Source organism: Pseudoalteromonas sp. C8 (assembly GCF_011378685.1).
Classification (GTDB): domain Bacteria; phylum Pseudomonadota; class Gammaproteobacteria; order Enterobacterales; family Alteromonadaceae; genus Pseudoalteromonas; species Pseudoalteromonas arctica.
Genome location: NZ_WTKT01000009.1, coordinates 1 through 25,835, shown reverse-complemented (window position 1 = coordinate 25,835; position 25,835 = coordinate 1). Strand labels below are relative to the sequence as shown.

Genomic DNA, 25,835 nt, shown 5'->3' with positions numbered 1-25,835 from the left:
GAAGCTATGAATATCGTTAAAGAAACTGAATTTAATACAATATGTTGAGTTTTTTAAAGTTTAGCTAAGCGTGCCGTTGTGATTGAGGCCGCAATTAATAAACACACACTCACCCATAAACATGCACTAAGCCCATACACTTGAAAAACCCAGCCAGAGAGCACCGTACCAAGCAAGCGCCCTATTGCATTAGCCATATAGTAAAAACCAACGTCGAGCGACACCCCGTCATTTTTAGCAAAACTTACTATTAAGTAACTGTGCAGTGATGAATTTACGGCAAATACAGCACCAAAAATAAGTAAGCCAATTACAAGCGTAAAATGTACCGCAATATCAAATTGCATCAACAACGCTAAAATACAGGTTACGCCACTTAATAAAGCAACCCACCAATACGCTTTTTTGACTGAGTGTGAATTTGAATCGCTTTGTCCAGTTATGCGTGGAGCTTGCGATTGCACCAGCCCATAAGCAATAACCCACAAAGCCATAAAGCCGCTTACCCACCAGTGATCCCAGTTAAACTGAGCGGCTAAGTAAACCGGTAATGCAACCACAAACCATACATCGCGCGCCGCAAATAAGCATAAACGCGCTGCACTAAGTAAGTTGATTGCCCGCGATTTAGAAAATAATTCTTTAAACTTAGGTTTGTTTTTAGCTTTACCAATATCACCTTTTAAAAAAATTAAACTAATAAACCACGCAACACTAAGTAAAGCAATTAGGCTTATTAGTGCACCTACAAAACCAAATACAGTAAGTAATAAGCCGCCTAAAAAAAAGCCCACCCCTTTTAACGCATTTTTAGAGCCTGTAAGTATGGCAATCCATTTATATAATTGGCTTTGCCCCTCATCGCTTTGTGGTACTAAATGCTTAATGGCGCTTTTGGCACTCATTTTATTTAAGTCTTTAGCTATGCCACTCAATGCTTGCGCTGCCATAACATAGGCAACGGTTAGCCAATCCCCTGGCACGCAAAGCATAGCTAAAGCTACAAGCTGCAGCCCAAGCCCTACATTCATGGTTTTGTTTAACCCTAAATGCGCGCCAAGCCAACCTCCGACTAAATTAGTGATCACACCAAAAATTTCATAAAACAAAAACAACATGGCTATTGCAAATGCACCATAACCTAACTGATGAAAATACAGCACCACCAACATGCGTAGTGCACCGTCGGTTAAAGTAAATGCCCAATAGTTACCAGTAATTATTAAATATTGTTTTATAGAACTCGGTAAGTTAGCCAACTGCGCAAACATAGCGTTAAACCTTTTAAATGAGATTAAACTAAATCACTTTTTGCAACTTTAAGCATTAGCTCAGCAGTACGGTTTGCATAACCCCACTCGTTATCATACCAAGCGTATAATTTAAGTTGAGTGTTGTTAATTACCATAGTAGAAAGGGCATCTATGGTGCAGCTGCGCGGATCTGTTTTGTAATCTATAGATACAAGCGGTCTTTCTTCGTAGCCTAAAATGTCTTTTAGCTCATTATTTGCAGCATCTTTAAACCAAGTGTTTACTTCATCTTGTGTAACACCGCGCTCAAGCTCAAAAACACAATCGGTAATTGACGCGTTAGTAAGAGGTACACGCACAGCATGGCCGTTTAATTTACCTTTAAGCTCAGGAAAAATATGCGTAATAGCCGTTGCACTACCGGTTGTAGTAGGAATTAAACTTGTACCACAAGAACGCGCACGGCGTAAGTCTTTATGAGGGGCATCAATAATAGTTTGGGTATTGGTAATGTCGTGAATAGTGGTCATTGAGCCGTGCTTAATACCCACTTTTTCTTGCAGTACTTTTACAATTGGCGCTAAACAATTAGTTGTGCAAGAAGCTGCTGTAACAATTTTATGCTCACTTGGGTTATAAAGATCATCGTTTACACCCATAACTACATTTAAAATACCGTCTTCTTTTACAGGTGCTGTTACCACAACACGCTTAACACCTTGCGCTAAATATTGATTTAACAGCTCAGTGGTTTTCATTTTACCGCTGGCTTCTATAACTACATCGCAATCTGACCAATCAGTTTCGTTTATGGTTTTGTTGTTGGTAACTGCAATCGTGTGTTTACCCACACTAAAGCTATTATCGTCACTAGAAACCTGTTGTGCTAAACGTCCGTGTACTGAGTCAAACTCAATTAAATGTGCGTGGGTTTTAGCATCGCCCGCTACATCATTTACTTTAATAAACTCTATTTCTGGCCAATCAACTGCTGCACGCAGTGTTAAACGTCCCATACGGCCAAAACCGTTAATACCTACTTTAATAGTCATAATTAAATACCTTTAATAAGTTAATTTATTAGTTAGTTGCAGCAGCTAGTAATACGTTCAGGGCGATTACCCATAACATTTAAGCGCGTTAAATCGTTTTCATAAAATGAAGGGTTAGCAGTCAGGGTTTGCGTTAATACATTTTTAGCCCACTCTGGCAGGGCTTTATTAATACTGTAATAAACCCATTGATTTTGTTTTCGGTCGCTCAATAATCCGCATTGTCTTAACTGCGCTAAATGGCGAGACACTTTAGGCTGGCTTAACTCAAGTGCAGCAACCAGTTCGCATACACATAGCTCTTCTTGATGGTTAATTAATAGCATTGCCTTTAAACGCGTATCGTCTGCTAGGCATTTATAAAATTGGAGTGGGTTGAATTGTTCCATACTGTCCTCACTGTGTTAGTGCACATACAATAAAACAAAAACAGAACATATGGAATAGTGAATATATGATTTTTTACATATTAAAGTGATTTTACCCTAAAACGCAAAAAGCACACTTCAGTAACTGAAGTGTGCTTTTATAACTTTTCTTTATTTAGTTATTAAATAACTGAAAGCTCTATTTCGATGTTGCCACGTGTTGCGTTTGAATACGGGCATACTTGGTGCGCTTTATCTACAAGCTCTTGCGCTGCTGTTTTATCCATATCACCTAGTGATACAGCAAGTTTTACCGCAATCCCAAAACCGCCTTCAATCGCGCCAATAGACACTTGTGAGTTAATATGCGTGTCGCTTGGTAATTCTATTTTTTCGCTACCTGCAACAAATTTAAGTGCGCCAATAAAACATGCTGCATAACCTGCGGCAAATAATTGCTCTGGGTTAGTTCCTTGTCCGTCGTCTCCGCCTAAACCTTTAGGTGTTGATAAATTTACATCTAAACGACCATCATCAGATTTAGCTACGCCTTCACGGCCGCCAGTTGCAGTTGCTTTTGCTGTGTAAGCTACGTTTTGTAATACATTCATAATGAACTCCAAAGTTTAAAAATATCAATCAATTTAGTTTGTGTGCAAAATAATAGAACAAGTAATTAGAGATTGCAAATATTTTGCATGCAAATTAAAATGGCATGTATCGAAATGAAGGATAAAGTTATGTCGTTTGAGCAATTAAAGTTAAAGAATCAGTTATGTCATCGGTTATACATGGCATCTAACAGCATTGCGCGTGCGTATCGCGAGCCTTTAAGCGAACTAAATTTAACTTACCCACAATACGTAGTAATGATGGCCCTGTGGGAGCAAGACGAAATAACAATTGCCGAGCTAAAAGATAAAACCGCGATAGACGGCGGTGCAATGACCCAAATACTCAAAAAAATGAGCGACAAATCATTACTGGCTGTTATTAAAGATGAGCACGACAAACGCAAACGCCTAGTGCAGCTAACCCAGGATGGCCAATCGCTTAAGTTAAAAGCAGCCGATATTCCTAAAAATATTTTATGTAAATTTGATAGTGTAGATGCAACACAAGCACAGCAGTTAATGCAGCTGCTCGATTTAGTAGTAAACGACTTAGCCGATTAGGCTCTTAATTTTTAAACAATAAACGTGTTTTAAAAGGTTTTAAAAATGACCCATATTAAAAAATTACTATTAGCAGCGGCGTGTAGCACGGCTCTTTTAGGTAGCAACGCCGTATCTGCTAATACCGATAATCAAAATGCTGATTTAAAAACAGTAGCCACATTTGATGCGCAGCATCCACCGGGTAACATTGCTATTACTCCATCGGACAGAAAGTTTTTATCTGTGCATGGTTTTTTTGGCCAAAAGCAAAAAATTATGGAGCTTTTAAGCGATGGTACAACTAAGCCCTACCCTAATGAAGAGTGGGCATACGCGTACAATAACGGTAAAGGTTTTTACGATGTTCTTGGTATAAACGTATCAAGCGATGGAGTTTTATGGATGCTCGACACCTCAGGACCCGATCACGCTGGGCGCTTAGTAGGCTGGGATACAAACAAAGAGCAACTGCACAAAATCATTTATCTGGCTAAACCAACCATTACCGACACCTCGTTTTTAAACGATTTAGTCATCGATAATAAGCATGGCGTTGTATACATTGCCGATACAGCCCAAGGCAGCCAAGCCGCTATTATTACGGTAAACCTTAAAACAGGTGTCGCACGCAGAGTATTACAAGACAGTCATTACACCACTGCCGAAAATATCGATATGGTTATTGATGGGCGCACAATGAGCCTTGGCGGACAACCTGCCCGCTTAGGTGTTAACCCTATTACGCTTGACCCTAACGAAGACTGGCTTTACTTTGGATCTATGTCGGGCACGTCGGTTTACCGCATTGCCACCAGCGCTATAAATAACGAGAGCCTTTCGGCTAAAGCGCTTGAAGACAAAGTTACGCGTTACGGCACTAAGCCAATTTCAGACGGTATTATTGTTGATGGCGGCGGTAACGTATATGTAACCGACATAACCAATGGCGCAATTGGCGTAGTTAAACCCACTGGCGACTACGAAGTATTATTTAAAGACGAACGTTTGAGCTGGCCTGATGGTTTTAGTTACGGAGCCGATCATAAAATATACTTTACCGTTGACGATTTACATAATTCTCCAGTGCTTAATAATGGCAAAAATCAAAGCCACGGCAAGTTTAAAGTAATGTCGTTCGAGCCTTTAGTAAAAGGAAAAGTAGGCCGTTAATTTACTTTTTAAGTGACTACATTTTTAAAAAGCCTTGCACATTTAAGTGACCCAATAGTTGCAGGGCTTTTTGCTAAAAACACACCACACTGGTGCATCTTTTAGTAATACTTCACCTCTTTGGTGCTAATCCTTAAGTATGTATTTACACTTAAATACTAAATACCTGATTTTTATTCATAAAATATTCAAGTTAATGTTGGCATACTTCTTCCTATAAACTGATGTGTTCAGTGAAAATACTAAGGAAAAACCATGTTCAATTTATACCATACCCTTTATCTTTTATGGCGTTTAGATATTAGCGTTTGGCAAGTTAATGATCCAACAAATACCCATACAACCGCTGATAAAGAGCGCGCCTATGTTAAGTAACATCGTATTGTGTAAAGGCTTGGCATAAAGCTTAAATGTATAAACCTACTTTATGCTAAGCTTTTGCACACTATGAAATTTATGAATAAACCTTATTTAATTACTTATTAGCCACCTGATATAAAAACAAAGCTCCCTGCAAAAAATCACACATATAAAAACATCAAAAAATTAGTAAAAACACTGCGTTTATAACTTTGCAAGCAACCCTATTGCGTTGTATTGTTGCACCCTATTGAAAATTTTTAGTTGGAACGTGTATGCACGCTTTGGAAGTTAATTTTGATGGCTTAGTTGGCCCTACTCACAACTACGCTGGTTTATCGTATGGTAATGTTGCCTCGTTAAATAACGCAGCAAGCTTTTCAAATCCTCAAGAGGCCGTGCTTCAAGGCCTTGAAAAAATGAAAGCCATGCACGACAAAGACCTAACTCAAGGTGTATTTGCACCTCATGCGCGCCCCGACTTAAACGTACTGCGCCGCTTAGGCTTTACCGGTAATGATGCACAAGTAATTCATAAAGCATTTAAAGCAGATCCTATTTTATTACGCGCGTGTTATTCAGCGTCTGCAATGTGGACAGCCAATGCCGCTACGGTATCGCCATCTCCTGATACAACCGACGGCAAAGTACATTTTACTTCAGCTAATTTAAATAATAAGTTTCATCGTTCATTAGAGCCTGCAACCACTACACGCTTATTAAAGGCTATGTTTAACAACGACAAATACTTTGCGCATCATACCCATTTACCCGACCAAGGCTTTTTTGGCGACGAAGGCGCAGCAAACCATACTCGTTTTTGTGACAGCCACGGCGAGCAAGGCCTTGAAATGTTTGTATTTGGTGCCAGCGCGTTTAACAGCCAATTACCAAAACCAGCTAAGTTTCCTGCAAGGCAAACACTCGAAGCCTCAGAAGCAATTTGTCGCTTACATAACTTAAAAGATTCAAGCCAAATTTTACTACAGCAAAATCCAGACGTAATAGACCAAGGCGTGTTTCATAACGATGTAATTGCAGTAGGTAACGCCAATGTATTACTGTGCCACCAGCAAGCATTTTTAAACCAAGCTTTGGCACTGCAAGATATTCGCGAAGCGTATGTGGGCAATAAAGAATTTTATATTATTGAAGTACCTACCGATAAAGTAAGCATTACCGACGCTGTAAGTAGCTATTTATTTAACAGCCAGCTAGTGAGCCTTGATGATGGTTCAATGCTGTTAGTTGCACCACAAGAGTGTAAACGCAACAGCGCAGTTAACGCCTACATTGAAGAAATGATTATGGCTGATAACCCAGTAAACCAAGTACAGTTTTTTGATTTACGCCAAAGTATGCAAAATGGCGGCGGCCCTGCTTGCTTGCGTTTACGTGTAGCCCTTAACGAGCAAGAACTTGCTGCAGTAAACCCAGAGGTTATTTTAACTGATACTAAATACACACAGCTGTGTGACTGGGCAAAACGTAACTACCGCGACAAATTAGGCGCAAGTGACTTTGCAGACTCAGCCCTATTGACTGAAAGCTACCAAGCACTTGATGAGCTAACGCAGCTACTTAATTTAGGCTCAGTGTACGACTTTCAATTAGAAGGTTAATACCTCAGCCTACACAAAGGCTAATACAAAAATAGCGAGCCAAGGCTCGCTATTTTTATTTGTGCTTATGCTACTAGAATTTAAACGTCTTTATTATACCAATTCGCTTAATTAAGTGATCTATTTTGAGGCAGGAAAAACGTGTTGATAACTAGGCAAAAAATTCGCTATTTAGTTGTTCTCGGCAATTGCTCCTGCATTGCTCTACCTTCTGCATCCATGCAGTCGTAAATGAGAATTTTTTAACGCAGGTAGCGACACGTTTAGCCCCGCAAAATGATTAAGTATTATTGCGGATTGGTATTAACCGTTATTGCCGACGCCATAGACTCAGATATATGCAGCGTACGCTGCGGGAACGGAATACTCAGCCCAGCACCTTCAATTGCTTCTTTAACGCGTTTGTTTAAATCCCACACAGTTTGCCAATAATCACCATTAACAGCCCACGCACGTAATTGAATGTTCACTGCGCTTTCGCCTATTGATGTCACCATTACTTTAGGTGCAGGCTCTGCGAGTAATCGGCTCTCTGATGCGGCTAATTCTTTAAGTACATTTAAGCCAACGTCAATAGAGTCGGCATACGAAATACCCACCACTATATCCATTCGTCTTTTGCCATTACGGGTAAAGTTTTTAATATTGCCACCCCACACTTTGCCGTTAGGCGATGCTATATAAAGGCCGTCGGTGGTTTTAAAAATAGTGGTAAATAGATTTATTTCACTCACAGTACCAAGCGTGCCACTGGCATCAACAAAATCGCCTATTTTAAAAGGTCTGAGTATTAGCAGCATAATACCCGCAGCAATATTGCTCAGCGTATTTTTAAGCGCTAAACCAATCGCTAAACCAGCAGCACCCATTAGCGCAATTAAGCTTGCCGTATTAACGCCAAAAATATCTAAAATAAATAGACCGCCAATTATATAAACTAAATAACCAGCAATACTCGATAAAAGAGGAAGCAGCGTACTATCCACTCTTTTTAACGGGGATTTAGAGTTTTTAATCGCTTTTTTAACCGAGCGTGCAATTAAGGCACTCGCAACTAAAATCACCAACGCTAAAATCACCTTGTAACCTAAAGTGATGATTGTTTCTGAATGGCTTTGCCAAAACGCTAAGAGTTTATCTTTCATGTTTGTTCCGATAAATGTGGCTGAAACTCAGCAAAATAATGGTTAAATCTAATAAAAACCGACTTCAAAAGAAGTGGCGCGAGTATATAGTAAAAAACGATTAAATCGATGAAATTAAAAACTTTTAAAACAGCATGTTAAAGTTCTAACTTCTCATATTTTTAATTCAATTTAGGTTAAGGGTTAAATACATACACTTAACAAATCAAATAAGAGGAAACAACCATGAACTTTAAATCAACAATATTAAGTAGCGCTATTATTTTTGCCTTAGCAGGCTGCGGCTCATCAAATGACGATGCTGAAACAACCCCACCGCAAACAAGTGATAAAACCACTTTTAGCTTAGGTATTTCCGACGCTCCAGTCACTGGTTTAAAACAAGTTAACGTTGTATTTGATTCAATAACAATTAAAGCCCAAGAAGGTGAAGAAGTTAGCTTTGAAACTCGCTCTAAAAACGATTCCACCTTAGCGCAAATGGTCAATTTACTAGACTATACGGGCGACGATATTTTTCAATTACTTGACGATCAAGAAGTACCTGCAGGTGATTATTCGTGGATCCGCGCGCAAGTAATAAACGGCGACACAAACAACCTTAGCTTAACATCTCACGTAGTTTATGAAGACGGCAGCATTGCACCGCTTATCGTAAAAAGAAAAGGTAATGATGGCGTGGGCGAAATTCAGCTAGATGGCTTTACACTCAATCAAACCGACAACGAGTTTGTATTAGAGTTTGATTTAAAAAAATCATTGGTTGATCCACAAAATAATAACGAAGTATTTTTAAAACCTCGCGGTGTGCGTTTACAAAACCTCTCTGAATCACAAGATATTGAAGGCACTGTAAGCCAAACACTTATAAACAATTGCGAGACTGATAACATTGATCTTGCTGCTGATGATTCATCATTTGGCCATGCTGTTTACCTTTACTCTGCGCAAGCACAAACCCCAACAGATATTCATGAAATAGATGACCAAACGCCTGATAACGCTCCGTTAGCTACTGCCAATGTTGTATTTGATGCAGACGATAATGAATACGAATTTGAACTCGCATTCATAACACCAGGCGACTATCAACTTGCTTATACATGTAGCGCACACATAGACGATGCAGAGCAAATAGATGCTGATTTTAATATTTATCAACTAAAACAAATTAGCCTAACGCAAGCTGACGATTTATCAGTCAATTTTGACATAGCGCAATAACTGCATGGCGCACATTGAGCTGCGCCTTTATTCATTTGTTAATAAGGAAAAAACCATGGCAAAAGAGAAAATAGTACTCATAACCGGCGCTTCTAGTGGCATTGGTGAAGCAACGGCAAAAACCTTAGTAAACAACGGTCATAAAGTTATATTAACCGCCCGTAGAGAAGAGCAACTTAACCAACTTGTTGCCGAGCTAGGATCAGATAACGCACTGAGCGTAGCCGCAGATGCAACCGACTTTACCGCGCTTGAAAACGTAGTTACCAAAGGCATTGAAAAGTTTGGCCGATTAGATGTAGCCTTTGCTAACGCGGGTATGGGTGTTTCAACCGCTGGCACCGAAAAAGGTGATCCCGATGAGTGGTCAACTATGATCGACATAAACATTAAAGCCCTACTGTGGACTGCAAAATTAACCCTGCCGCATTTACGCCAAAATAAAGGTCACTTTATATTAACCAGCTCAGCTGCTGGTCGTAAGCCATTAGGAGGCTCTATTTACGGGGCAACTAAATGGTTTGCTTATGGCTTTGGACAAAACTTAGCTGAGGAAATGAGCGATTGGAACGGCCGCTGCACAACCATAGCACCAGGTATGGTAAACACCCCGTTTTTTGATGAAGCAAAACCCGACAAACTCGACCCGCAAGATGTAGCCGACGCGGTATTGTTTGCTATTGAAGCAAACCAGCGCAACAGCGTACGCGAGATTTATTTAATGCCGACTAATTAACGTTGATTGGTTGAGTTCGGGCTGTCAGGTTTAATGCTAATGGTGTTAAACCTGATGGTTATTAGTACTTAGTTTGGGTTAGGTGTTAGTAGGTAAGAATGAATTAAAGGTATTACGCATTTAAAGTCTTATTAATTGCCAATGCTGCCCTTAAACCATATGTAAGCAAAATATAAGACAACGGCAATATATCCAAAAGAAATAATTAGGTTTACTTTCCAAAGGTTTAGCCAAAAATTGCCTCTGAAATAAGTGCGTTCTCTTACTTCATGGTTGAACAATGCTACTGAAGAGGGCACTAATATTAACGCAGACCAACCAAGTATAGGTAACACCATAAACATAATGCCTATGCCTGTACCTCCTGCTGAAGCGTCGGATGCTTCACCATCAATTGGGGCTAGCATCACGTAGCCTAAAATAAACCCAACAATCGCAAGTATAAAACCTAAAAGCTGAAATGTTCTCATTATTATCCTTGGCAACTAACGAGACTGTAAAATAACTCCAACAGCCAAATTCAATTAAAAAATGAGCTCCTTTAATTAACCCTAAGCGTTTTTAAAGCATTACAAGATTTAGGTTGGGTGTCACTGTAATTCACGCTGGAGCAAAACTAACTGTTTTTTGTCCTTATTGGATCGTCTTGTTAGCACTATTTTAACGACTTTGCCAAAGAACTATATACTAGATCTACAAAAGTTGTTCCGTGCCATTCATCGTCAAGCGATGGATTTACTGTATCAGGTGCTCCACCAATTAGATCACGCATAATACGGTAATCATTACTACGCTGCGCAAGTATTTGCATTTTCTCTTGGTGCTCAGGAGGAAGCATTTTATTTTTATACCATGTACGAAAAACATGTTTAAAAAGAGGTTCATTACAAGAAAACCATTCGCCTTGTCTTCTTAGATGAGAAAACTTTTGGTGTAATTCAGCCTCTCTAGCAGAGCCTCCTGGTTCTAATGCGCCAATAATTAATTGGCCATACGTACCAGTTTGTAAATTTTGTAAACGCTGGAGTACATTTTTAGATCTACCAATCTTTATAAATAGCCCATGTAAAGGGTGTGCATTTTTAGGTGGTCCAGCCCAAGAGTCTGGTACCTGAATAATATAATAAACGCTATCGATAGTCCCAAAAGAAACTTTATTCGCCCACTCACACCAAGGTGTAACCCATTCATCTGCTTTTTTAAAAGTAGAAAAGTATTCGGTTGTGAAATAGTGTTCACCATTTTCAAGGTGTATATCTGCTACAAACTCACCGTTTTCGCATTCTCGAATACTCTCAACTTTCAATAGAACCTCTGATAGTGCTAACGCCCACTTAAGCGGACAAAAATAGTTGGTTAAAATGTGAAGCGAAGCGGAACCTAACCAACTGTTTTTGTTCCGTTTGAAGTGCTTGTTATGTGGCAGTGTACTGTAAATTTTATTAAGCTTTAAAAGCTATAAATACACCAACAACACAAATAAGTTGAATGAAGTACACCGCTTGTAATACTTTCCCATTTTTAGCCGCTACAACAAAACCTGTAGAGTCAGAAGTTTTAGGCTTATAGGTAATAAAAAACAATAAATTTTTAAAACCACCAAAAGGGTTTATCCAAGAATTTTTACTTGGGTTCTCTATTTCTGAGTCTGAATGTTTTTGCATGTTATCAATGCAACTATTTTCCAAATAATTAAACAGAAATGAGCTTACGAATATCCATACCCAGATTATCAACCCTATAATTAGTTCAAATTGACTCAATGCTGACTCCATGCCACATAACGCTTAATATAACTGGAAAATACGAGCGCTTTACAGCGAGTAGTTTCCCAGTTGATGTTTTTGTTATACGCACATATTACGCTAATGTTTGGGAACATAGGTTTTACCCCACTTATTAGCCGCTGCCAAAGCAAAACCAAAATAGACAATACTAAAAACACCATTGAAAAATTCAAAATTTACTTCGTTGTTTACAGATTCAAAAGCGGCACTAAAAAGAGATATGAAAAATCCAAGTACAGCACTAAACCAAATGAATCTAATTATCACACCATAAACTTTCTCACTCAAAATCCCACTGTGTTCCTGAAAGCTCAGGAAAAAACTGGTTATTTTATGACAAATATAAACCATCAATAACGTTAGCGGCGGTACTAAAATAGCTTCTACAACTTCATGAAATATTAGGCCAATTAACATAGCTAACGAACACCACACTAAAGGAATTTTAAAACCCAATATCTCAGTGTAATTTAAGTATTTTGGTTTAACAGCTTCGTTATTCAACTACATGTCCTTTGTGCGTATAACGCCCATTTAAGAGGCAAAATATAGTTGGCTAAAATAGGTGAACGGAGTGAACAAAAAGCCAACTATATTTTGTCCTGCTTGAAATTCTTGTTATGTTTCAGTTACTCAGGGCTTAATATACATTTTTATACTTAGAAACCCAAGTTTCCAGCCTTCGATAAAGCCAACTTTTGGGGTGATTTGATGGTTTACTACAAAGCCAGTTAGAACTAAAAAAGAAATAAAAACTATTCCATAGACCAACTCGAATGTATCTCCATTTACGATAGTTTCAGGTAGCAACGCCATTAAAGCAAAACTTGCTAGAAGGAATAAAACGACGTTAATAATACTAAAGAATATATATTTAAATATAAAACCAAACATATTTATTTGCACCTTCCATGATTGAAACATAACAATTTAGTCTACGACATTTGTCGTTTTACAAACCGACAAATGTCTTTATATTACAATAATTTTATCCTAGCTATAAAATAAACAACTGTAAACAGTTAGTTAGCTTCGCCTTACCTTTTCTAAATACAGCAAAAAAACAAAATGGTGGAGGTCAGTAATATCAGACAAATCGTCGTTTAGTTATACAGCTTGATTATTAGTTAAAAGGTTATATTTTAAATATCTGTGTTTAAACCAATAACGTGTACACCTCATAACCCTTAAACCTGTAACTCGTTATTGCTTATAAAATTAGTTAAAAATCACAATCCACTTTTATTGAATCCTGTGTATTTTTACTTCATATTAAATACTCTTATTTCTCACTTACATACCTAGAGTGTTGCATGAATGGGTTATGGATCTTAAACCGCGTTAACACCCTACAATGAATTGACGTATTTAATAGCCTTAAAACGAAGAGGCTCAGCAGTTTTAAAATTTGCAATTAATAGCTGACTTTACTAGTTATCCACCTCATAGCGTGTTGTTATATTTATTAAAACGGTAACTCCTCACCATTAAAACTATAAAGTTTTCCCGTATTATCAATAGATAAATTCAGAATAACGTTCATAACTCCAAGAGCCGAATCTACAACATTTTCACTTGCTGTAGAGCCCCCCATATCGGTTTGAACCCAACCGGGGTGAACAGCTACCACAGCCACATTATCATTAACAAGTTCTTGTGATAAGTTCACTACTAGCATATTGGCAGCGGCTTTAGACATTCGATAACCATACCAATCCACACTTTGTTCTAGCGACAAAGATCCCATAGCAGAAGAAATAACGGCTATCTTACATAAGCGTTTTTTATTTATTAAAGGTAAAAAGCAATGAGTTAAATATAGTGGTCCAAGTGAATTCACCTTAAAAGACATTTCAGCATTAGCATAATTAATAGTATGGATACTTGTGTTTTCTCTATCCAAATATCCCGCATTATTTACTATTAAATCTAATTTAATATTTTCCTCATTAAGTTTACTTGCCAACGTCTTAATTTTTTCAGGGCAAGTGATATCCATTAATTCAATAGACAATTTATTTGGAAACTTACCTTTCAATGAAGTGAGATCAACCGCCGTTTCTAGATTTCTACAGGTAGCAATTACTGCCCATCCATTTATAAGGTATTGTCTGGCTAATTCGAAACCTATTCCCCTATTAGCACCCGTTATTAATACAACTAAGTTACTCATTGTTTATACCTATGAATCTTACAATTTAGTCTACGACATTTGTCACCTAAAAAACGATAAATGTCCTTATATTACAATGGTTTTACCCTAGCTATAAAATAAGTATTTGTAAACAGTTAGTTCAGTCTCATCTTTTCTAAATGTAGCAAAAATCCAAAATGGTGGAGGTCAGTAATATCGGGGAAATTGCTATTTAGTTATACAGGTTGATTATTATTCAAGAGGTTATATTTTAAATATCTGTGTTTAAACCAATAACGCATTCCCCCTTAAACTTGTAACTCGTTATTACTTATAAAATTAGTTAAAAATCACAATCTACCCCTATTGAATCCTCTGTATTTTTACTTCATATTAAATACTCTTATTTCTCACTTATTATGCTGTTATGTCATTTTTAAAATTTAGCCATGCACTTATCCTCACACTCGCTAGTACCTTACCGCTTACAAGCCATGCTGCGCTTGATAAAAATGAGCGTGAAATAGTAAAACAGGTCGATAAAAACACTCCTCACGCACTTAAAGAAATAGAGCAAGCCGTAAACATTAATAGCGGTTCGCTTAATATTGAAGGTGTAAAAAAAGTAGGTGCGCTGACAAGTGAGCAGCTTAAAGCCATTGGTTTTAAAGTAGAATGGCTGGATGGCAGTGCGTTTAACCGCGCAGGGCATGTATTAGCAACCCATGAGAGTAATGATCCCGATGCAATAAAAATACTGATGATCGGCCATCTAGATACGGTATTTGCCAAAAACGATAACTTTACTACCTACAAACAACTTGATGCCGATACAGCCAGTGGCCCAGGCGTTGCCGATATGAAAGGCGGTAACACGATAATAATTACCGCACTTAAAAGCTTACAAGCCCTTAATTTACTCGAAAATGTAAGCATAAAAGTATTACTGACTGGCGATGAAGAAAGCAGCGGTCGCCCGCTTAGCTTATCTAAACAAGCTATTGTTGATGCAGCAATTTGGGCTGACGTAGCGCTTGGCTATGAAAATGGCGATAACAACATAAAAACAGCTATGGCGGCGCGCCGTGGTTATACCGGTTGGACGCTAAATGTAACGGCAAATGCAGCGCATTCGTCACAAATATTTAGCGAAAGCGTTGGTTATGGCGCTATTTACGAAGCATCACGCATTTTAAATGATTTTAGAGAGCAACTTGCCACGCAACCTAATTTAACATTTAACCCAGGGCTTATTGTAGGTGGTACAAATGCCGACTACGTCAGTGCTAATTCGTCAGCAACGGCGTTTGGTAAAAGTAATGTAATAGCACAAACCGTGCATGTAGCAGGTGATTTACGCGCACTATCGCCAAAGCAATTCGAAAACGCAAAAAGATCAATGCAACTCATTGCTAGCAACAGTTTAAATGGCAGTAAAGCAGAGCTTATTTTTGAAGACGGTTACCCGCCAATGGCATTAACTGATGGCAATAAAAAGCTATTAGAATTATACAGCGACGTAAGCCACGATTTAGGCTTCAACAAAGTAGTAGCCGCCAATCCACGCAATGCAGGTGCGGCTGATATTTCGTTTGCGGCAAACCATGTTGATATGGCACTTGATGGTTTAGGTTTGATGGGCAGCGGCGCGCACACTAAAAACGAAACAGCCGATTTAACCAGCCTTGATAAAAACATTAAAAAAACTGCATTACTCATTTATAGATTAGGAAAACTGTAATAGTAAATGTATTTTAAAGATGAGCGTAGGCCAAATAATAACAGTCCTACGCTTGTACTTACTTTTAAGACATTATTTTAAACAATAATTCTCGCACTGTGGCCGGTTCAAACGGTTTATCACAAATAGCATCAACTCCCGCTTGAGCTATATTTGCTAGGTGCGTTTCGTTTGCCTCTGAGCTCACCATTAAAATAGGAATATGTGAGTAACTATTTGAGCTTCTAACGGTTTCTGTTAGTTCTCGTCCGTCCATTTCTGGCATATTGTAGTCGGTTACAATTAAGTCAAACGATTGGTTATTTAAGTGCTCAATAGCTTCTTTACCGTTTTCAGCTTCTACCGGTGCTGGTATTCCCATACCCGCAAGTACGCGTATTATGTGTTTACGCGCAAAGCGGCTGTCGTCTACCACTAAAACTCGCAGCAGCGTTACGTCAAAATGATCAAGTTCGACTTCTTCTTCGCTTATAATATCGAGGGTTGCTTTGAGTGCGCGGGTAATGGCTTTTGCGCTAAAAGGCTTAGGCAAAATAGCTAGGACACCCGATTGACGTAATTGCTCAAGGTATTTTTTATTACGCTCGCTCGATATAAGCATAAAAGGTTGATGCTCGGTGATAGGGTTTGATCTTATTTCTTGCAATAGTGAGTCGGCTGTCCCGTCAGATAAATACATAGAGCTTATAACTAGATCAGGGTGATAACTTGCTAATAAGCTAAGCGCTTGTGTTTGTGTAGATGCAGTTTCAACTTGTTTTACACCACTTTCTAAAAGCGATTTTATTATTATTTTTTGCTGAACCTCTGAAGGCTCTACAAGTAAAATGGACAAGTTTGCTATTGCAGTTAAGTCGCTCATTCAGATCTCTTTAGTATTGTTATAATCAGGATAATAATAACATTTTTGACTCGTTAATATTATATAAAGAGATTGTAATATTTAAGAAAACATTATCAACCCCTTTAAAATATAGCACTTATTAATTAGATTGAATGTAATCTAATGCATTCATTTTTTTATATGTGACGTTAGCGTGCAAAATATGTGCAGGTTCAGGGTCAACCACTTCAACAGGAATGTCGTAATTTCGGGCTATTTCAATTGCCATTTGCGTAATATTAACGCTAAACGAGGTGCCCATAAATACAATTTTATCGGCGTTGAGCATACGCTGTTGTGCTTGTGTTATTCTGTAAAGCTCGGTGTAGTATTCGTCAAATAATAAAACAAAGGGCTTAAATGAATGGTTTAGCTCAGGCGTTTGGTGTTGAATATTAAATAGCTCAAAAAGAGACTCTTGCAGGCGGCTTTCGTCTACGCTTTCCCACGGGGTGGCAAGTGGCGTGACTGGCTCACCTTGCTCATGAAATAAGGTCATTTGATCAAGCCTGCCGTGTATCGCTATGTAATTTTTGTTACCCGCTTTGCCATCAAGCCCATCTATGTTTTGAGTAATTAGGTTTTTATCACTTAGCCAATGGTGTACGTCGTTTGCGCCATGGTTACGATACGTTGCAAAGCGATGGTAATACCATGCTAAAAATTCTTTAGGGGCATTTTGGTACATTGCGCGCGTTGCCATTTCCATAGGCGTATAATTTTTACTGCCAATGGTCCAATAACCATCCTCCCCTCTAAAGGTGGGAATACCACTGGCAGCGCTGACTCCCGCTCCGGTAATGTAAAGGGTATTCACTTTGGCGCCTCGTAACCGAGTACTTTAGCGCTTACTTGCTGACTGTTATCAATGCCGCCAATTCGATATAAAACCCCACTGTGCTCAAGTAAACCACGATGATCCATGCTCTTTATTTCAACTGGGGATAAAATCTGCCATTCGTTTTTTTCGATACTAAAGCGCCAAACATGGTCACTTGCAGGTGCAGGTTTGCCGTCGTAGCCTATTGCGCTGTAGTTATATGGGTTATTAGAGCCTGCCATCATATAAATATTGCCGTTATAGCTGGTAGCTGCCATTCGATAGTGAGCGCTGCCTGTTGGATGTGGCAACGTACGCCAATCTATTTTTTGTGGGTTAGTTGAATCTATTGTGCCTTTTAAGCACTGTGCTACACCTGCAAACGAGCGACGCGAATCAGGATTAGCTTGTGTTTTAACGCCATCACAAATAACAATGGTATTATCGCTAATTGCAGCAGCTTGCCCAAATACGGGCTCACCTAAAAATGGCGAGGCTTGTTGCCATGTATTATTTTGCGTGTCGTACACTTGCACTAAGTTTACGTTGCCATCGTTATGCCAACCGCTAATTAGATAAATGTAACGCGCTTTGTAGCTCAGCGCGACGCTATCGTCTACGGGTACTGGCATACTCGCAAGATGAGTGTAGGTATCTTTTATTACGTCGTACCTATATACGTCGGGGCTTGAAACTTCAGTATGATCCTCTGCTACCGTATAGCCGCCAAACACATAAGCGTACTCGCCTAAGCCGACTGCGGTGCTTGCTAAGCGCCCTTTTAATGGCAAGCTTGAAGGCACACCAGTTTTAGTTTGCCACTGTGAATCGCCAACTTTAAGCGCCCACACTTTATTATGCACTGACGAGTATTGTTTATCGCGCCCCAGCCCCATAAAGCTTAAAAAGTAAGGCTGATTTTTAACAATAACTTTAGCCACAGCATTATTTGCAACAGGCTCTGGTAAAGCGGGAAGGCTTGCTAACGCAAGAGAAAAAAGAAGGCTCATAAGGCAAATAATTTAATAAGAATTAATACGCTCAGATTAAATTATTTTAGCCTTATGAGCCAGTATTGTTATATCTAAATAATCAAACGCTTTTGATTAGTAACCATATTAGTAGGCAATACTAATATGCTGATTTAAGTACGCTGCATTTTGCGCTTCATCAACCATTGCGCTTGCATAATCAGTGACCAATATATTGCTTTCGCCTGCATCATTAGTAAAAAATGTATTACTGCCGATACGGTAATTGTCTTCATTATCACCCAGACATAACTTGTGCAGTTTATTTATCAAGGAACTACCTACAAACTGCTGTAAGAGCATTTATAGATTTTTTAGCGCAGCACTGGAAACCGATATTAAAAAATATGTCAGCAAGTAAGGCATTGTAGTCAAGGGCGCTGCGACAATTGTTTAACCTAAGATGATAGTTCAGCTTAGTTATTGAGGTAAATAGGTTACGTTATCTAAGCCTCGTTGTTTATTTTTGTACATAGCTTCATCAGCATACTTTATGAGTTCGTGATCTGTTTGGCCGTGCTCGGGGTAATTTGCAATTCCTATACTGGGTGAAATATTTAGTAGTACGTCATCTAACTTAAAGACGGCTTTAAACTCAGTGAGGACTTTATTTTTGATTCTGACGGTTTCGTGGCTAGAACTTAAGTTATCTAAAATAATTAAAAATTCGTCTCCGCCTAAACGCCCTACTGTGTCGTAATGCCTTACTGACGCTGAAAGCCTTTTTGCTATAGCGCATAAAAGCTTATCGCCAATTTCATGTCCGTGAGTATCGTTTACTGCTTTAAAGCCATTTATGTCTATAAACAGTAAAGAAAAAAACGTGTTGTCTCTGGTTGCACTAATAATTACTTTTTCTAATCGATTCATCAATAATGATCGATTTGGTAGGCCAGTTAACACATCGTGCCGTGCCATATAATGGAGTTGATCTTCCATTACTTTACGTTCAGTTATATCGTGCGCGACAGCGATTCTTACTTGATGTTGCTCTGACCAACGAACAGACCATAATATATGAACTACCTGACCATCTTTTCTCATCCAACGGTTTTCAAAGCGAGGGTTCACCATTTCGCCAGACAACAGTGAAGTTACGGCATTATGCGTTTTATAATGATCACCTTCGTAAACATAGTTAATCATTTTTTTGCCTACAACTTCGTCGGCCGTATAACCAAAAATTTGCTCAAATGCTGCGCTTACAAAAACAAATGTGCCTTGTTTATCTACCACGCATACCGCATCAAGCATTAAATCGAGTACTTCTTCTACATTAATTAATTCATTTTTTTTCATACTTTGGTGCCTTCAAAGCAAAACCAAGCGAATTTAAGTATTCTATATACCTTTAATAAAAGCAAAGGTAATTGAAACTACAATAATAGTTAATACAAAGTTAGATTAATCGTGCACGTATAATTAATATCGCCCTTGTAAAAGCATAAAATGCAAAGTTAAATAATCAATAAGCGTAAAATACTTTGAAGTCCTTCAAAAATAGACTAAATTTTAAATAGTATATAATCATATAACTCTCAGTAACTTCTATTTTTTGACTCTTTAATAAATGTAATTGTATAAAATGTATCTACTTTATTTTTTAAATTTTACTGTTTTATTGGCCTAAGTTAAATTTTTTAACTACTACAAAATTAGTTGCTTTGATTTAATCGCATTTATACTTTTACGCTGTTAATGTATGTTAATATTGTGTGATATCACATGTATTACAAAAACAGTCATTGTTTTTGATTTTTTGATTGCGCAGGAGACTTTTGGGTGAAAATATCACAACGTTTATTTTGGCCATTACTTTTTGTGTGCCCTCTTGTAACGGCTGAGCCGTTTGAAGATGAAGACCTCGATCTTGATGCTTTAATGGGTATGGATGTGCAAGCGACTTCTGCGATGAAAAGAGCACAATCAGCATTTGATACCGCTTCATCTATTTATGTATTAAGTAAAGAACAAATTACTAAATCTGGTGCTACATCAGTACCTGAAGCACTAAAAATGGTGCCGGGTTTAATTGTCCGTCAGCTCGATAACAATCAATGGGCTATTTCCTCAAGAGGCATTGCCTCTCGCTTTTCAAGCAAATTATTGGTTATGATTGACGGACAAAGCTTATATACCCCAAAGTTTGCCGCTGTTTATTGGGAAACACTCAACGTTCCTTTGTACGATATTGAACGTATTGAAGTTATACGCGGACAAGGCGGATTACTTTGGGGAAGTAACGCAAATAATGGCGTTATTAATATCATTACTAAAAATAGTATTGATACTCGCGGTGGATACGCAAGTGTAACAACTGGTAATCAAATAAATGTTGATGCTAATCTTCGCTACGGTGGTGATATAAGTAACATAGGCAGCTACCGTGTGTATGGGCACTTAAAAGATGCTAATGAATCAAAAAAAGGGATCTCACTCGCTCCTAACGACACAACTAAGCAAAATTCTTTAGGTTTTAGAGCTGACTTTACCCCTAATGATGAGTGGTCTGCGCTACTTCAGGGTGATGTAACTCATTCCACACTTGGCCAAAACTACCGAGGTGTTGTCGATGAAACCAACGAAAACATTTCATTTTCAGATGATTTAAAGCGAACAGACTCGCGCATAATGGCGCGCCTTGAAAACAGAATGTCGCCAGATGCCAATCAAATGCTACAAATTTCTTGGCTTAAACAAAATGGCTCTCAAAATTATATTAAAGAAGACTTTGAATCGATAGATATTGATTATCAAATGAACTTTATATATCAATCTCTACAGTTAGATTGGGGGTTGAACTACCGATACAATTCTATATCTTTCGCAGAAAGTGTATTTTTAGATAGCGATAAAAACTTTGATAGCCTCAAACAATATGGTGCACTTGTTCAAGCTCAATATAATGTGACTCCTGACACTCTCGACTTTATTATCGGTACTAAGCTTGATCATAACGATTTAACTGGCTGGGGAAATCAACCATCAGCAAGACTTATATACAAACCAGTAGATAACCATCTTACTTGGGGCGCAATATCGCGAAGTGTGCGTACACCAACATTAATTGAGTTTAACGATAATTTTAAAGTTAATGGTACAGAAATTAAAGATCTTACCGGTTTAAGTTCAGGCTTTGACCAAATAGACGACTACCGAATTGCAACCTACCTAAATGGTAATGACAAAGTTAAATCAGAAAACTATCTATCTTATGAATTAGGCTACCGTTTTACTGCTAACGATTGGTCATTAGATCTTTCTACTTATTATACCGATGCTAAAAACGTAGCGGTTATTGATATGAATACGCATGCTGAACAATTCACTCCTATACTTGATTTATTTCTAGCAGGGAGAATTCCAGAAGTATTTCAAGCACTAACAATGACTCGTATAGATTTAGACTTTGCATCTGTAGCAAACACAACCACTAAAGGGTTCGACTTAGTAATATCATGGCAACCAATTGATAATCTCAATACTGAGTTTGGTTACAGTTACACCGACTATAACTACGATTTACCTCCTAGAGTAGAGCCCGCTATCGGGTATGACTCTAAAAACAGGCAGTTATTTGCAAAAGCCGATTATACATTCTCAACTGACCATAACGTATTTGCGACATTACGAGCAGTAAACTCAAATGCATATAATACTGATAATTACACAACGTTAGATGTTAGTTGGAATTGGCAGGCTACTCCTGTGTGGTCTACTGCAGTTTCGGGTAAAAACCTATTTTCAGGTTCACATATTGAGTACAGTAATACGCGCGAAACCTATACATTACCAAACTATATTGATGAATGTATTACGTTTACAATTTCAGCAAATTTCTAAGCTAATTAGATGATTAAATTAAGAAGTCTAATTCACAGAAGCTTGATAGCCTTGGTACTTTTAAGTACCAGCGTTGACGCTGTTGAAAAAGAATACATGCTAAAAGCAGGCTTCTTGTATAACTTTGCACGTTTTGGACACTGGGATTCTCATTTAGAACCCCTTGATCAATTTACTATTTGTAGCCCTGATAAATACTTTATTGATGTGGCTAACACCGCTCTAAAAAATCGCACTATAAAAAAATTACCTTTACATAATAAATTAGTCACTATTGATGAAGTCACTACATCTGCGTGTAACATGCTATTTATCACCTCAGATACATTTGCTCAGTGGCAAAACATAACTCCTTTAGATCTAAAAAATATTATGGTCATTGGTGAAACAGACTCATTTATTGAAAATGGCGGCCATATCAGATTCTTTCTTTCCAGTGGTAAAATTCGCTTTGAAATTGCACCACAACAGCTTAAAGATGCAGGCATTACTATGAGTTCAAAAGTACTACGACTTGCACGCGTTGTAGATAGGTAATGCAATGAAAAAACTATTTGCATTAAATACAATGAGCAAAAAATTATTATTCATCTTAATGAGTGTCGCACTTGTATCAACCGCTACAGTAACCATTGTATTTAGTGCTTATGAAATCACCAGCGCTCAAGAAGAACAAATAGAAAGCCTGGGGTCGCTGTCTAAAATGCTTTCACCCAATATAACTACTGCACTTATGTTTAATGACATAGATGCAGTACAAGAGCTTATAGACCCAATACTTATACGCTCAGATGTTATTAGTATAATGGTAACGAGTATGACTGGTGAACAACTTGTTATTGCTCAAGCCGAAAATGAAGAAATAGAACAAAGCATTGAGGTTAATACCCCCCTTCAGCTCGATATGCATGATTATGGCGTATTAAAAATACGCGCTAACAACAGTTACATTCAAGATAGAATCACTTTTTACTTTAAATTTATAATGATTTTGATGGTCTTTACCTTTGCTATCAGCCTCATTTTATCCCTTTTGCTAAGGCGCCGCTTTTTAAACCCTATTTTATATTTAGCACAAACAGCAAATAAAATAACAACGTCACATGATTATAGCTTACGCGCTAAACAACTATCACAAGATGAAGTAGGACAATTAACCTCTTGTTTTAACGATATGCTATACAACATTGAGCAAAGAGAAAGTTCATTAGAAAACCAAGTTAGGCTTCGTACTAATGAACTTGAAAATGCAAATATTCAGTTGCAACAATATGCTTACCAAGACGGGTTAACCGATTTACCAAATAGACGGTATTTTTACGAGAAACTACAAAGCTTAATAAGTGTTGAAGGAATGAAATTCGCACTTATATTTATAGATTTAGATGGTTTTAAAGAAGTAAACGACAGCCTTGGGCATGACTACGGTGATTTATTATTACACCAGGTAGCAACGAGGCTGCAAAGCTGTATAACAACAAAAGATACAGTAGCACGCTTAGGTGGAGACGAATTTACATTAATTTTAGAGGGTGTAAATAGCCCAGATGAAGCATCAAAAATTGCCGAAGCTGTAAAAAGTAGTTTAATGCAGAGCATTAAAATAAAAAAAGAAACAGTCTATGTTACCGCAAGCATAGGTTTAACGTTTTTCCCTGCTGATGGTTTAACAGTAGAAGAGCTCGTTAGACGTGCTGATCAAGCGATGTATTTATCTAAAAATAAAGGGCGGAATCGCTATGAGTTTTTCTCCTATGCTATCGAAGAAAAAGCCACAGAAAAGCGTCGCCTGATAGAAGAGATACGCACTGCAATTGTTAAAAACCAATTTGAATTATATTACCAACCTATATTTTCAATTGATGGGAAATCAGTACCAAAAGCTGAAGCCCTTATTCGTTGGAACCACCCTGAACGAGGCCTAATAGGCCCCAATGAATTTATACCTGTCGCTGAAAAAAACGGATTAATAAACGACATCGGCCAATGGGTAAAATCTCAAGCAATTCAAGATACCGTCAAATTCAATGTTTTAAGTGAAAAGACAATTCAAGTCAGTGTAAATACATCACCTCTTGAAATTGACCGCGCTGGTTGCTGGGTGGATGAATGGATTGTTGCAAGTAAAAAGTACCAACTACCCGCCAACACTATTTTAATTGAAGTCACTGAAAATACCTTAATGGATCCAGATTCGTCAATACAGCGACAATTAAAACGCTTAAGCACTATTAATATAGACATAGCGATTGACGACTTTGGTGTTGGTTATTCTTCTTTGGCGTATTTACAGCGCTTAGATATAGACATTTTAAAAATAGATCGCTCATTTATAAGCGATATTGAATCAAACGATAATAGTATTGCTCTCGTTAAGGCTATTATCACTATGGCTCACAACCTAGATGTAATGGTGGTAGCGGAAGGTGTTGAAACACAAAAACAGTATGACCTATTAAAGCTGCTTGCTTGCGATTATATTCAAGGCTACATTTTTTCAAAGGCAATTACTAAACAAGAGTTTATGAAAAAGTATATAAAACAAAAAGAAGTGATCTAATTTATGTCTATCGTGCTAGATTTTAGCAAGCCAACACAGAACACTTCTTTACTCTTGCGTTAAAAATTCATGTATTTAAAGCTTAATCCCAAGCTATAACCAGCGAGGGACTAGTTGTTTATACTCTTTATATTGTGTAGAAAAACGATGAGCTAAATGAGCCTCCTCAACTAACGTTTGTCGATATATAGCTGTAAAACCTATAACTAAACAGATCAAACTAAATATACTAGGTAAGGCTAAAAAGAAACCCACCTGTGCAGCTACAACACCTAAATACATCGGATTCCTAGAGTATTCATATAATCCTGATGTTTTAAGCTCATGTGGTCCCTTAGGATCAATTCCTGAACGCCAAAGTGCTGCCATATGAAAATGTACAAACATCGTCAAAATAAAACCTGCACTCAATAAAATATCGCCAAATAATACACCTGGCCAGCCATTGAGAATTGGGAATAGCCCAAGGTAGCTATCTAACTCAGGTACAAACACTCTAATTACACATATAAACCAAATAGCAGCTCTGAAAAACTTAAAAACCATATGGTTCCACCAACTAGTACAAAACTTATCTCCGGGATAAATAACGCCTGATGGTGTGTCTCGATTTTTATAAATAATTCTAAATGTATAAAAGCCCGCAACAAAAGTATAAAAAATAGCTAAGTAAATACGTGTAAATTCAACTAGCGAAGTAGAGTCATCTAAAAATGTTTCATAGGGCATCTAGTTACAGCTCACAATCATTATTGGTAGTAATTTTAAAACAACTAACTCAATAAATTTTAGTTATAAGGTCATGAAATTATATTAGTATTCATTGCCTTCATAAACAAGTTAAGTCAGAGGTTTGTTAACGAGTAATCATTAACTAATACCATTAATTTAAAATAACTTTGATTTATGAGGATCTCATACTTTTTATATAATACCAATCTGCTTATAT

At 37.8% G+C, this 25,835-nt stretch carries 25 protein-coding genes; 9 read left to right on the top strand and 16 right to left on the bottom strand.

Translation table 11 applies throughout. From position 1 onward, the window contains the following. Nucleotides 1-53: 53 nt before the first annotated feature. From arsJ to GQR39_RS10285, 4 genes are all read right to left on the bottom strand, one after another. Entirely contained in the window at nt 54-1,271 is a 1,218-nt protein-coding gene (arsJ, locus tag GQR39_RS10300) for an organoarsenical effux MFS transporter ArsJ (RefSeq protein WP_165735545.1), read from the bottom strand. Nucleotides 1,272-1,294: 23 nt separating this feature from the next. Beyond that, on the bottom strand, nt 1,295-2,305 hold the full coding sequence (locus tag GQR39_RS10295) for an ArsJ-associated glyceraldehyde-3-phosphate dehydrogenase (protein ID WP_165735544.1): 1,011 nt from the start codon (nt 2,303-2,305) through the stop codon (nt 1,295-1,297). Nucleotides 2,306-2,337: 32 nt separating this feature from the next. Beyond that, nucleotides 2,338-2,694, bottom strand: coding sequence for a metalloregulator ArsR/SmtB family transcription factor (locus GQR39_RS10290; RefSeq protein WP_165735543.1), 357 nt, complete (start codon nt 2,692-2,694; stop codon nt 2,338-2,340). 161 nt (nt 2,695-2,855) lie between these two features. After that, entirely contained in the window at nt 2,856-3,284 is a 429-nt protein-coding gene (locus GQR39_RS10285) for an organic hydroperoxide resistance protein (RefSeq protein WP_024598473.1), read from the bottom strand. A gap of 129 nt (nt 3,285-3,413) precedes the next feature. Here GQR39_RS10285 and GQR39_RS10280 point away from each other — a divergent pair, with 129 nt between their 5' ends. The 3 genes from GQR39_RS10280 (at nt 3,414) to astB (ending at nt 6,982) form a co-directional block, all read left to right on the top strand. Continuing rightward, entirely contained in the window at nt 3,414-3,848 is a 435-nt protein-coding gene (locus GQR39_RS10280) for a MarR family transcriptional regulator (RefSeq protein ID WP_165735542.1), read from the top strand. 45 nt (nt 3,849-3,893) lie between these two features. Then, the gene (locus GQR39_RS10275) at nt 3,894-5,000 is read left to right on the top strand and encodes an L-dopachrome tautomerase-related protein (RefSeq protein ID WP_165735541.1); all 1,107 of its coding nucleotides are present in this window, start codon (nt 3,894-3,896) and stop codon (nt 4,998-5,000) included. 635 nt (nt 5,001-5,635) lie between these two features. Further along, nucleotides 5,636-6,982, top strand: coding sequence for an N-succinylarginine dihydrolase (gene astB / locus GQR39_RS10270; RefSeq protein WP_165735540.1), 1,347 nt, complete (start codon nt 5,636-5,638; stop codon nt 6,980-6,982). 287 nt (nt 6,983-7,269) lie between these two features. On the opposite strand, the gene GQR39_RS10265 is transcribed toward astB, so the two are convergent. Continuing rightward, on the bottom strand, nt 7,270-8,127 hold the full coding sequence (locus tag GQR39_RS10265) for a mechanosensitive ion channel domain-containing protein (RefSeq protein ID WP_165735539.1): 858 nt from the start codon (nt 8,125-8,127) through the stop codon (nt 7,270-7,272). Between the two features lie 225 nt (nt 8,128-8,352). Here GQR39_RS10265 and GQR39_RS10260 point away from each other — a divergent pair, with 225 nt between their 5' ends. Then, entirely contained in the window at nt 8,353-9,351 is a 999-nt protein-coding gene (locus GQR39_RS10260; RefSeq protein WP_165735538.1) for a DUF4382 domain-containing protein, read from the top strand. A gap of 55 nt (nt 9,352-9,406) precedes the next feature. Beyond that, nucleotides 9,407-10,087 (top strand): SDR family oxidoreductase, encoded by a 681-nt coding sequence (locus GQR39_RS10255; protein WP_165735537.1) that lies wholly within the window; start codon nt 9,407-9,409, stop codon nt 10,085-10,087. Between the two features lie 131 nt (nt 10,088-10,218). Here GQR39_RS10255 and GQR39_RS10250 read toward each other — a convergent pair whose 3' ends face one another. The 5 genes from GQR39_RS10250 to GQR39_RS10230 all read right to left on the bottom strand — a co-directional run bounded on the left by GQR39_RS10250 (nt 10,219) and on the right by GQR39_RS10230 (nt 14,047). Continuing rightward, entirely contained in the window at nt 10,219-10,557 is a 339-nt protein-coding gene (locus GQR39_RS10250; protein WP_007586232.1) for a hypothetical protein, read from the bottom strand. A gap of 185 nt (nt 10,558-10,742) precedes the next feature. Continuing rightward, a complete protein-coding gene (locus GQR39_RS10245; RefSeq protein ID WP_024591548.1) occupies nt 10,743-11,393 on the bottom strand; it encodes a GIY-YIG nuclease family protein in 651 nt (216 codons plus the stop codon). Between the two features lie 136 nt (nt 11,394-11,529). Then, nucleotides 11,530-11,850, bottom strand: coding sequence for a hypothetical protein (locus tag GQR39_RS10240; RefSeq protein ID WP_145990803.1), 321 nt, complete (start codon nt 11,848-11,850; stop codon nt 11,530-11,532). Nucleotides 11,851-11,952: 102 nt separating this feature from the next. Continuing rightward, entirely contained in the window at nt 11,953-12,378 is a 426-nt protein-coding gene (locus tag GQR39_RS10235) for a hypothetical protein (protein ID WP_076926134.1), read from the bottom strand. Nucleotides 12,379-13,339: 961 nt separating this feature from the next. Continuing rightward, nucleotides 13,340-14,047, bottom strand: a complete 708-nt coding sequence (locus GQR39_RS10230) for an SDR family oxidoreductase (RefSeq protein ID WP_165735536.1) — start codon at nt 14,045-14,047, stop codon at nt 13,340-13,342. A 388-nt stretch (nt 14,048-14,435) separates the two neighbouring features. Between GQR39_RS10230 and GQR39_RS10225 the strand changes: the two genes are divergently transcribed. Continuing rightward, nucleotides 14,436-15,749 carry a M20/M25/M40 family metallo-hydrolase gene (locus tag GQR39_RS10225; RefSeq protein WP_165735535.1) on the top strand — a complete coding sequence of 438 codons (1,314 nt, stop codon included), beginning with the start codon at nt 14,436-14,438 and terminating at the stop codon, nt 15,747-15,749. Nucleotides 15,750-15,813: 64 nt separating this feature from the next. On the opposite strand, the gene GQR39_RS10220 is transcribed toward GQR39_RS10225, so the two are convergent. The 5 genes from GQR39_RS10220 to GQR39_RS10200 form a co-directional block, all read right to left on the bottom strand. After that, the gene (locus tag GQR39_RS10220; protein ID WP_165735534.1) at nt 15,814-16,611 is read right to left on the bottom strand and encodes a response regulator; all 798 of its coding nucleotides are present in this window, start codon (nt 16,609-16,611) and stop codon (nt 15,814-15,816) included. 121 nt (nt 16,612-16,732) lie between these two features. Further along, on the bottom strand, nt 16,733-17,449 hold the full coding sequence (locus tag GQR39_RS10215; protein ID WP_165735533.1) for a Sir2 family NAD-dependent protein deacetylase: 717 nt from the start codon (nt 17,447-17,449) through the stop codon (nt 16,733-16,735). Next, nucleotides 17,446-18,462: a kelch repeat-containing protein gene (locus GQR39_RS10210; RefSeq protein ID WP_165735532.1), complete on the bottom strand. Its 1,017-nt coding sequence runs from the start codon at nt 18,460-18,462 to the stop codon at nt 17,446-17,448. Before GQR39_RS10210 ends, GQR39_RS10215 begins: the two co-directional genes overlap by 4 nt. A 108-nt stretch (nt 18,463-18,570) precedes the next feature. Further along, nucleotides 18,571-18,756: an epimerase gene (locus GQR39_RS10205; protein WP_165735531.1), complete on the bottom strand. Its 186-nt coding sequence runs from the start codon at nt 18,754-18,756 to the stop codon at nt 18,571-18,573. A gap of 147 nt (nt 18,757-18,903) precedes the next feature. Continuing rightward, nucleotides 18,904-19,782: a sensor domain-containing diguanylate cyclase gene (locus GQR39_RS10200; RefSeq protein ID WP_165735530.1), complete on the bottom strand. Its 879-nt coding sequence runs from the start codon at nt 19,780-19,782 to the stop codon at nt 18,904-18,906. 483 nt (nt 19,783-20,265) lie between these two features. On the opposite strand from GQR39_RS10200, the gene GQR39_RS10195 reads away from it, so the two are divergent. Genes GQR39_RS10195 through GQR39_RS10185 form a run of 3 tightly spaced genes read left to right on the top strand, consistent with a single transcriptional unit; the run spans nt 20,266 to nt 24,886 of the window. Next, complete coding sequence (locus GQR39_RS10195; RefSeq protein WP_165735529.1) at nt 20,266-22,326, top strand: TonB-dependent receptor; 2,061 nt, start codon at nt 20,266-20,268, stop codon at nt 22,324-22,326. 9 nt (nt 22,327-22,335) lie between these two features. Further along, nucleotides 22,336-22,863 carry a YfiR family protein gene (locus GQR39_RS10190; protein WP_007586256.1) on the top strand — a complete coding sequence of 176 codons (528 nt, stop codon included), beginning with the start codon at nt 22,336-22,338 and terminating at the stop codon, nt 22,861-22,863. A gap of 4 nt (nt 22,864-22,867) precedes the next feature. Then, nucleotides 22,868-24,886, top strand: a complete 2,019-nt coding sequence (locus GQR39_RS10185) for an EAL domain-containing protein (protein WP_165735528.1) — start codon at nt 22,868-22,870, stop codon at nt 24,884-24,886. A 93-nt stretch (nt 24,887-24,979) separates the two neighbouring features. Here the strand turns inward: GQR39_RS10185 and GQR39_RS10180 are convergent, their stop codons facing one another. Continuing rightward, on the bottom strand, nt 24,980-25,615 hold the full coding sequence (locus GQR39_RS10180; protein WP_165735527.1) for an isoprenylcysteine carboxylmethyltransferase family protein: 636 nt from the start codon (nt 25,613-25,615) through the stop codon (nt 24,980-24,982). Between the last annotated feature and the right edge of the window lie 220 nt (nt 25,616-25,835).

Coding starts and splice junctions, on each gene's coding strand:
- arsJ (WP_165735545.1), bottom strand. CDS start 1,271: ATGTTTGCGCAGTTGGCTAACTTACCGAGTTCTATAAAACAATATTTA.
- GQR39_RS10295 (WP_165735544.1), bottom strand. CDS start 2,305: ATGACTATTAAAGTAGGTATTAACGGTTTTGGCCGTATGGGACGTTTA.
- GQR39_RS10290 (WP_165735543.1), bottom strand. CDS start 2,694: ATGGAACAATTCAACCCACTCCAATTTTATAAATGCCTAGCAGACGAT.
- GQR39_RS10285 (WP_024598473.1), bottom strand. CDS start 3,284: ATGAATGTATTACAAAACGTAGCTTACACAGCAAAAGCAACTGCAACT.
- GQR39_RS10280 (WP_165735542.1), top strand. CDS start 3,414: ATGTCGTTTGAGCAATTAAAGTTAAAGAATCAGTTATGTCATCGGTTA.
- GQR39_RS10275 (WP_165735541.1), top strand. CDS start 3,894: ATGACCCATATTAAAAAATTACTATTAGCAGCGGCGTGTAGCACGGCT.
- astB (WP_165735540.1), top strand. CDS start 5,636: ATGCACGCTTTGGAAGTTAATTTTGATGGCTTAGTTGGCCCTACTCAC.
- GQR39_RS10265 (WP_165735539.1), bottom strand. CDS start 8,127: ATGAAAGATAAACTCTTAGCGTTTTGGCAAAGCCATTCAGAAACAATC.
- GQR39_RS10260 (WP_165735538.1), top strand. CDS start 8,353: ATGAACTTTAAATCAACAATATTAAGTAGCGCTATTATTTTTGCCTTA.
- GQR39_RS10255 (WP_165735537.1), top strand. CDS start 9,407: ATGGCAAAAGAGAAAATAGTACTCATAACCGGCGCTTCTAGTGGCATT.
- GQR39_RS10250 (WP_007586232.1), bottom strand. CDS start 10,557: ATGAGAACATTTCAGCTTTTAGGTTTTATACTTGCGATTGTTGGGTTT.
- GQR39_RS10230 (WP_165735536.1), bottom strand. CDS start 14,047: ATGAGTAACTTAGTTGTATTAATAACGGGTGCTAATAGGGGAATAGGT.
- GQR39_RS10225 (WP_165735535.1), top strand. CDS start 14,436: ATGTCATTTTTAAAATTTAGCCATGCACTTATCCTCACACTCGCTAGT.
- GQR39_RS10220 (WP_165735534.1), bottom strand. CDS start 16,611: ATGAGCGACTTAACTGCAATAGCAAACTTGTCCATTTTACTTGTAGAG.
- GQR39_RS10210 (WP_165735532.1), bottom strand. CDS start 18,462: ATGAGCCTTCTTTTTTCTCTTGCGTTAGCAAGCCTTCCCGCTTTACCA.
- GQR39_RS10200 (WP_165735530.1), bottom strand. CDS start 19,782: ATGAAAAAAAATGAATTAATTAATGTAGAAGAAGTACTCGATTTAATG.
- GQR39_RS10190 (WP_007586256.1), top strand. CDS start 22,336: ATGATTAAATTAAGAAGTCTAATTCACAGAAGCTTGATAGCCTTGGTA.
- GQR39_RS10185 (WP_165735528.1), top strand. CDS start 22,868: ATGAAAAAACTATTTGCATTAAATACAATGAGCAAAAAATTATTATTC.
- GQR39_RS10180 (WP_165735527.1), bottom strand. CDS start 25,615: ATGCCCTATGAAACATTTTTAGATGACTCTACTTCGCTAGTTGAATTT.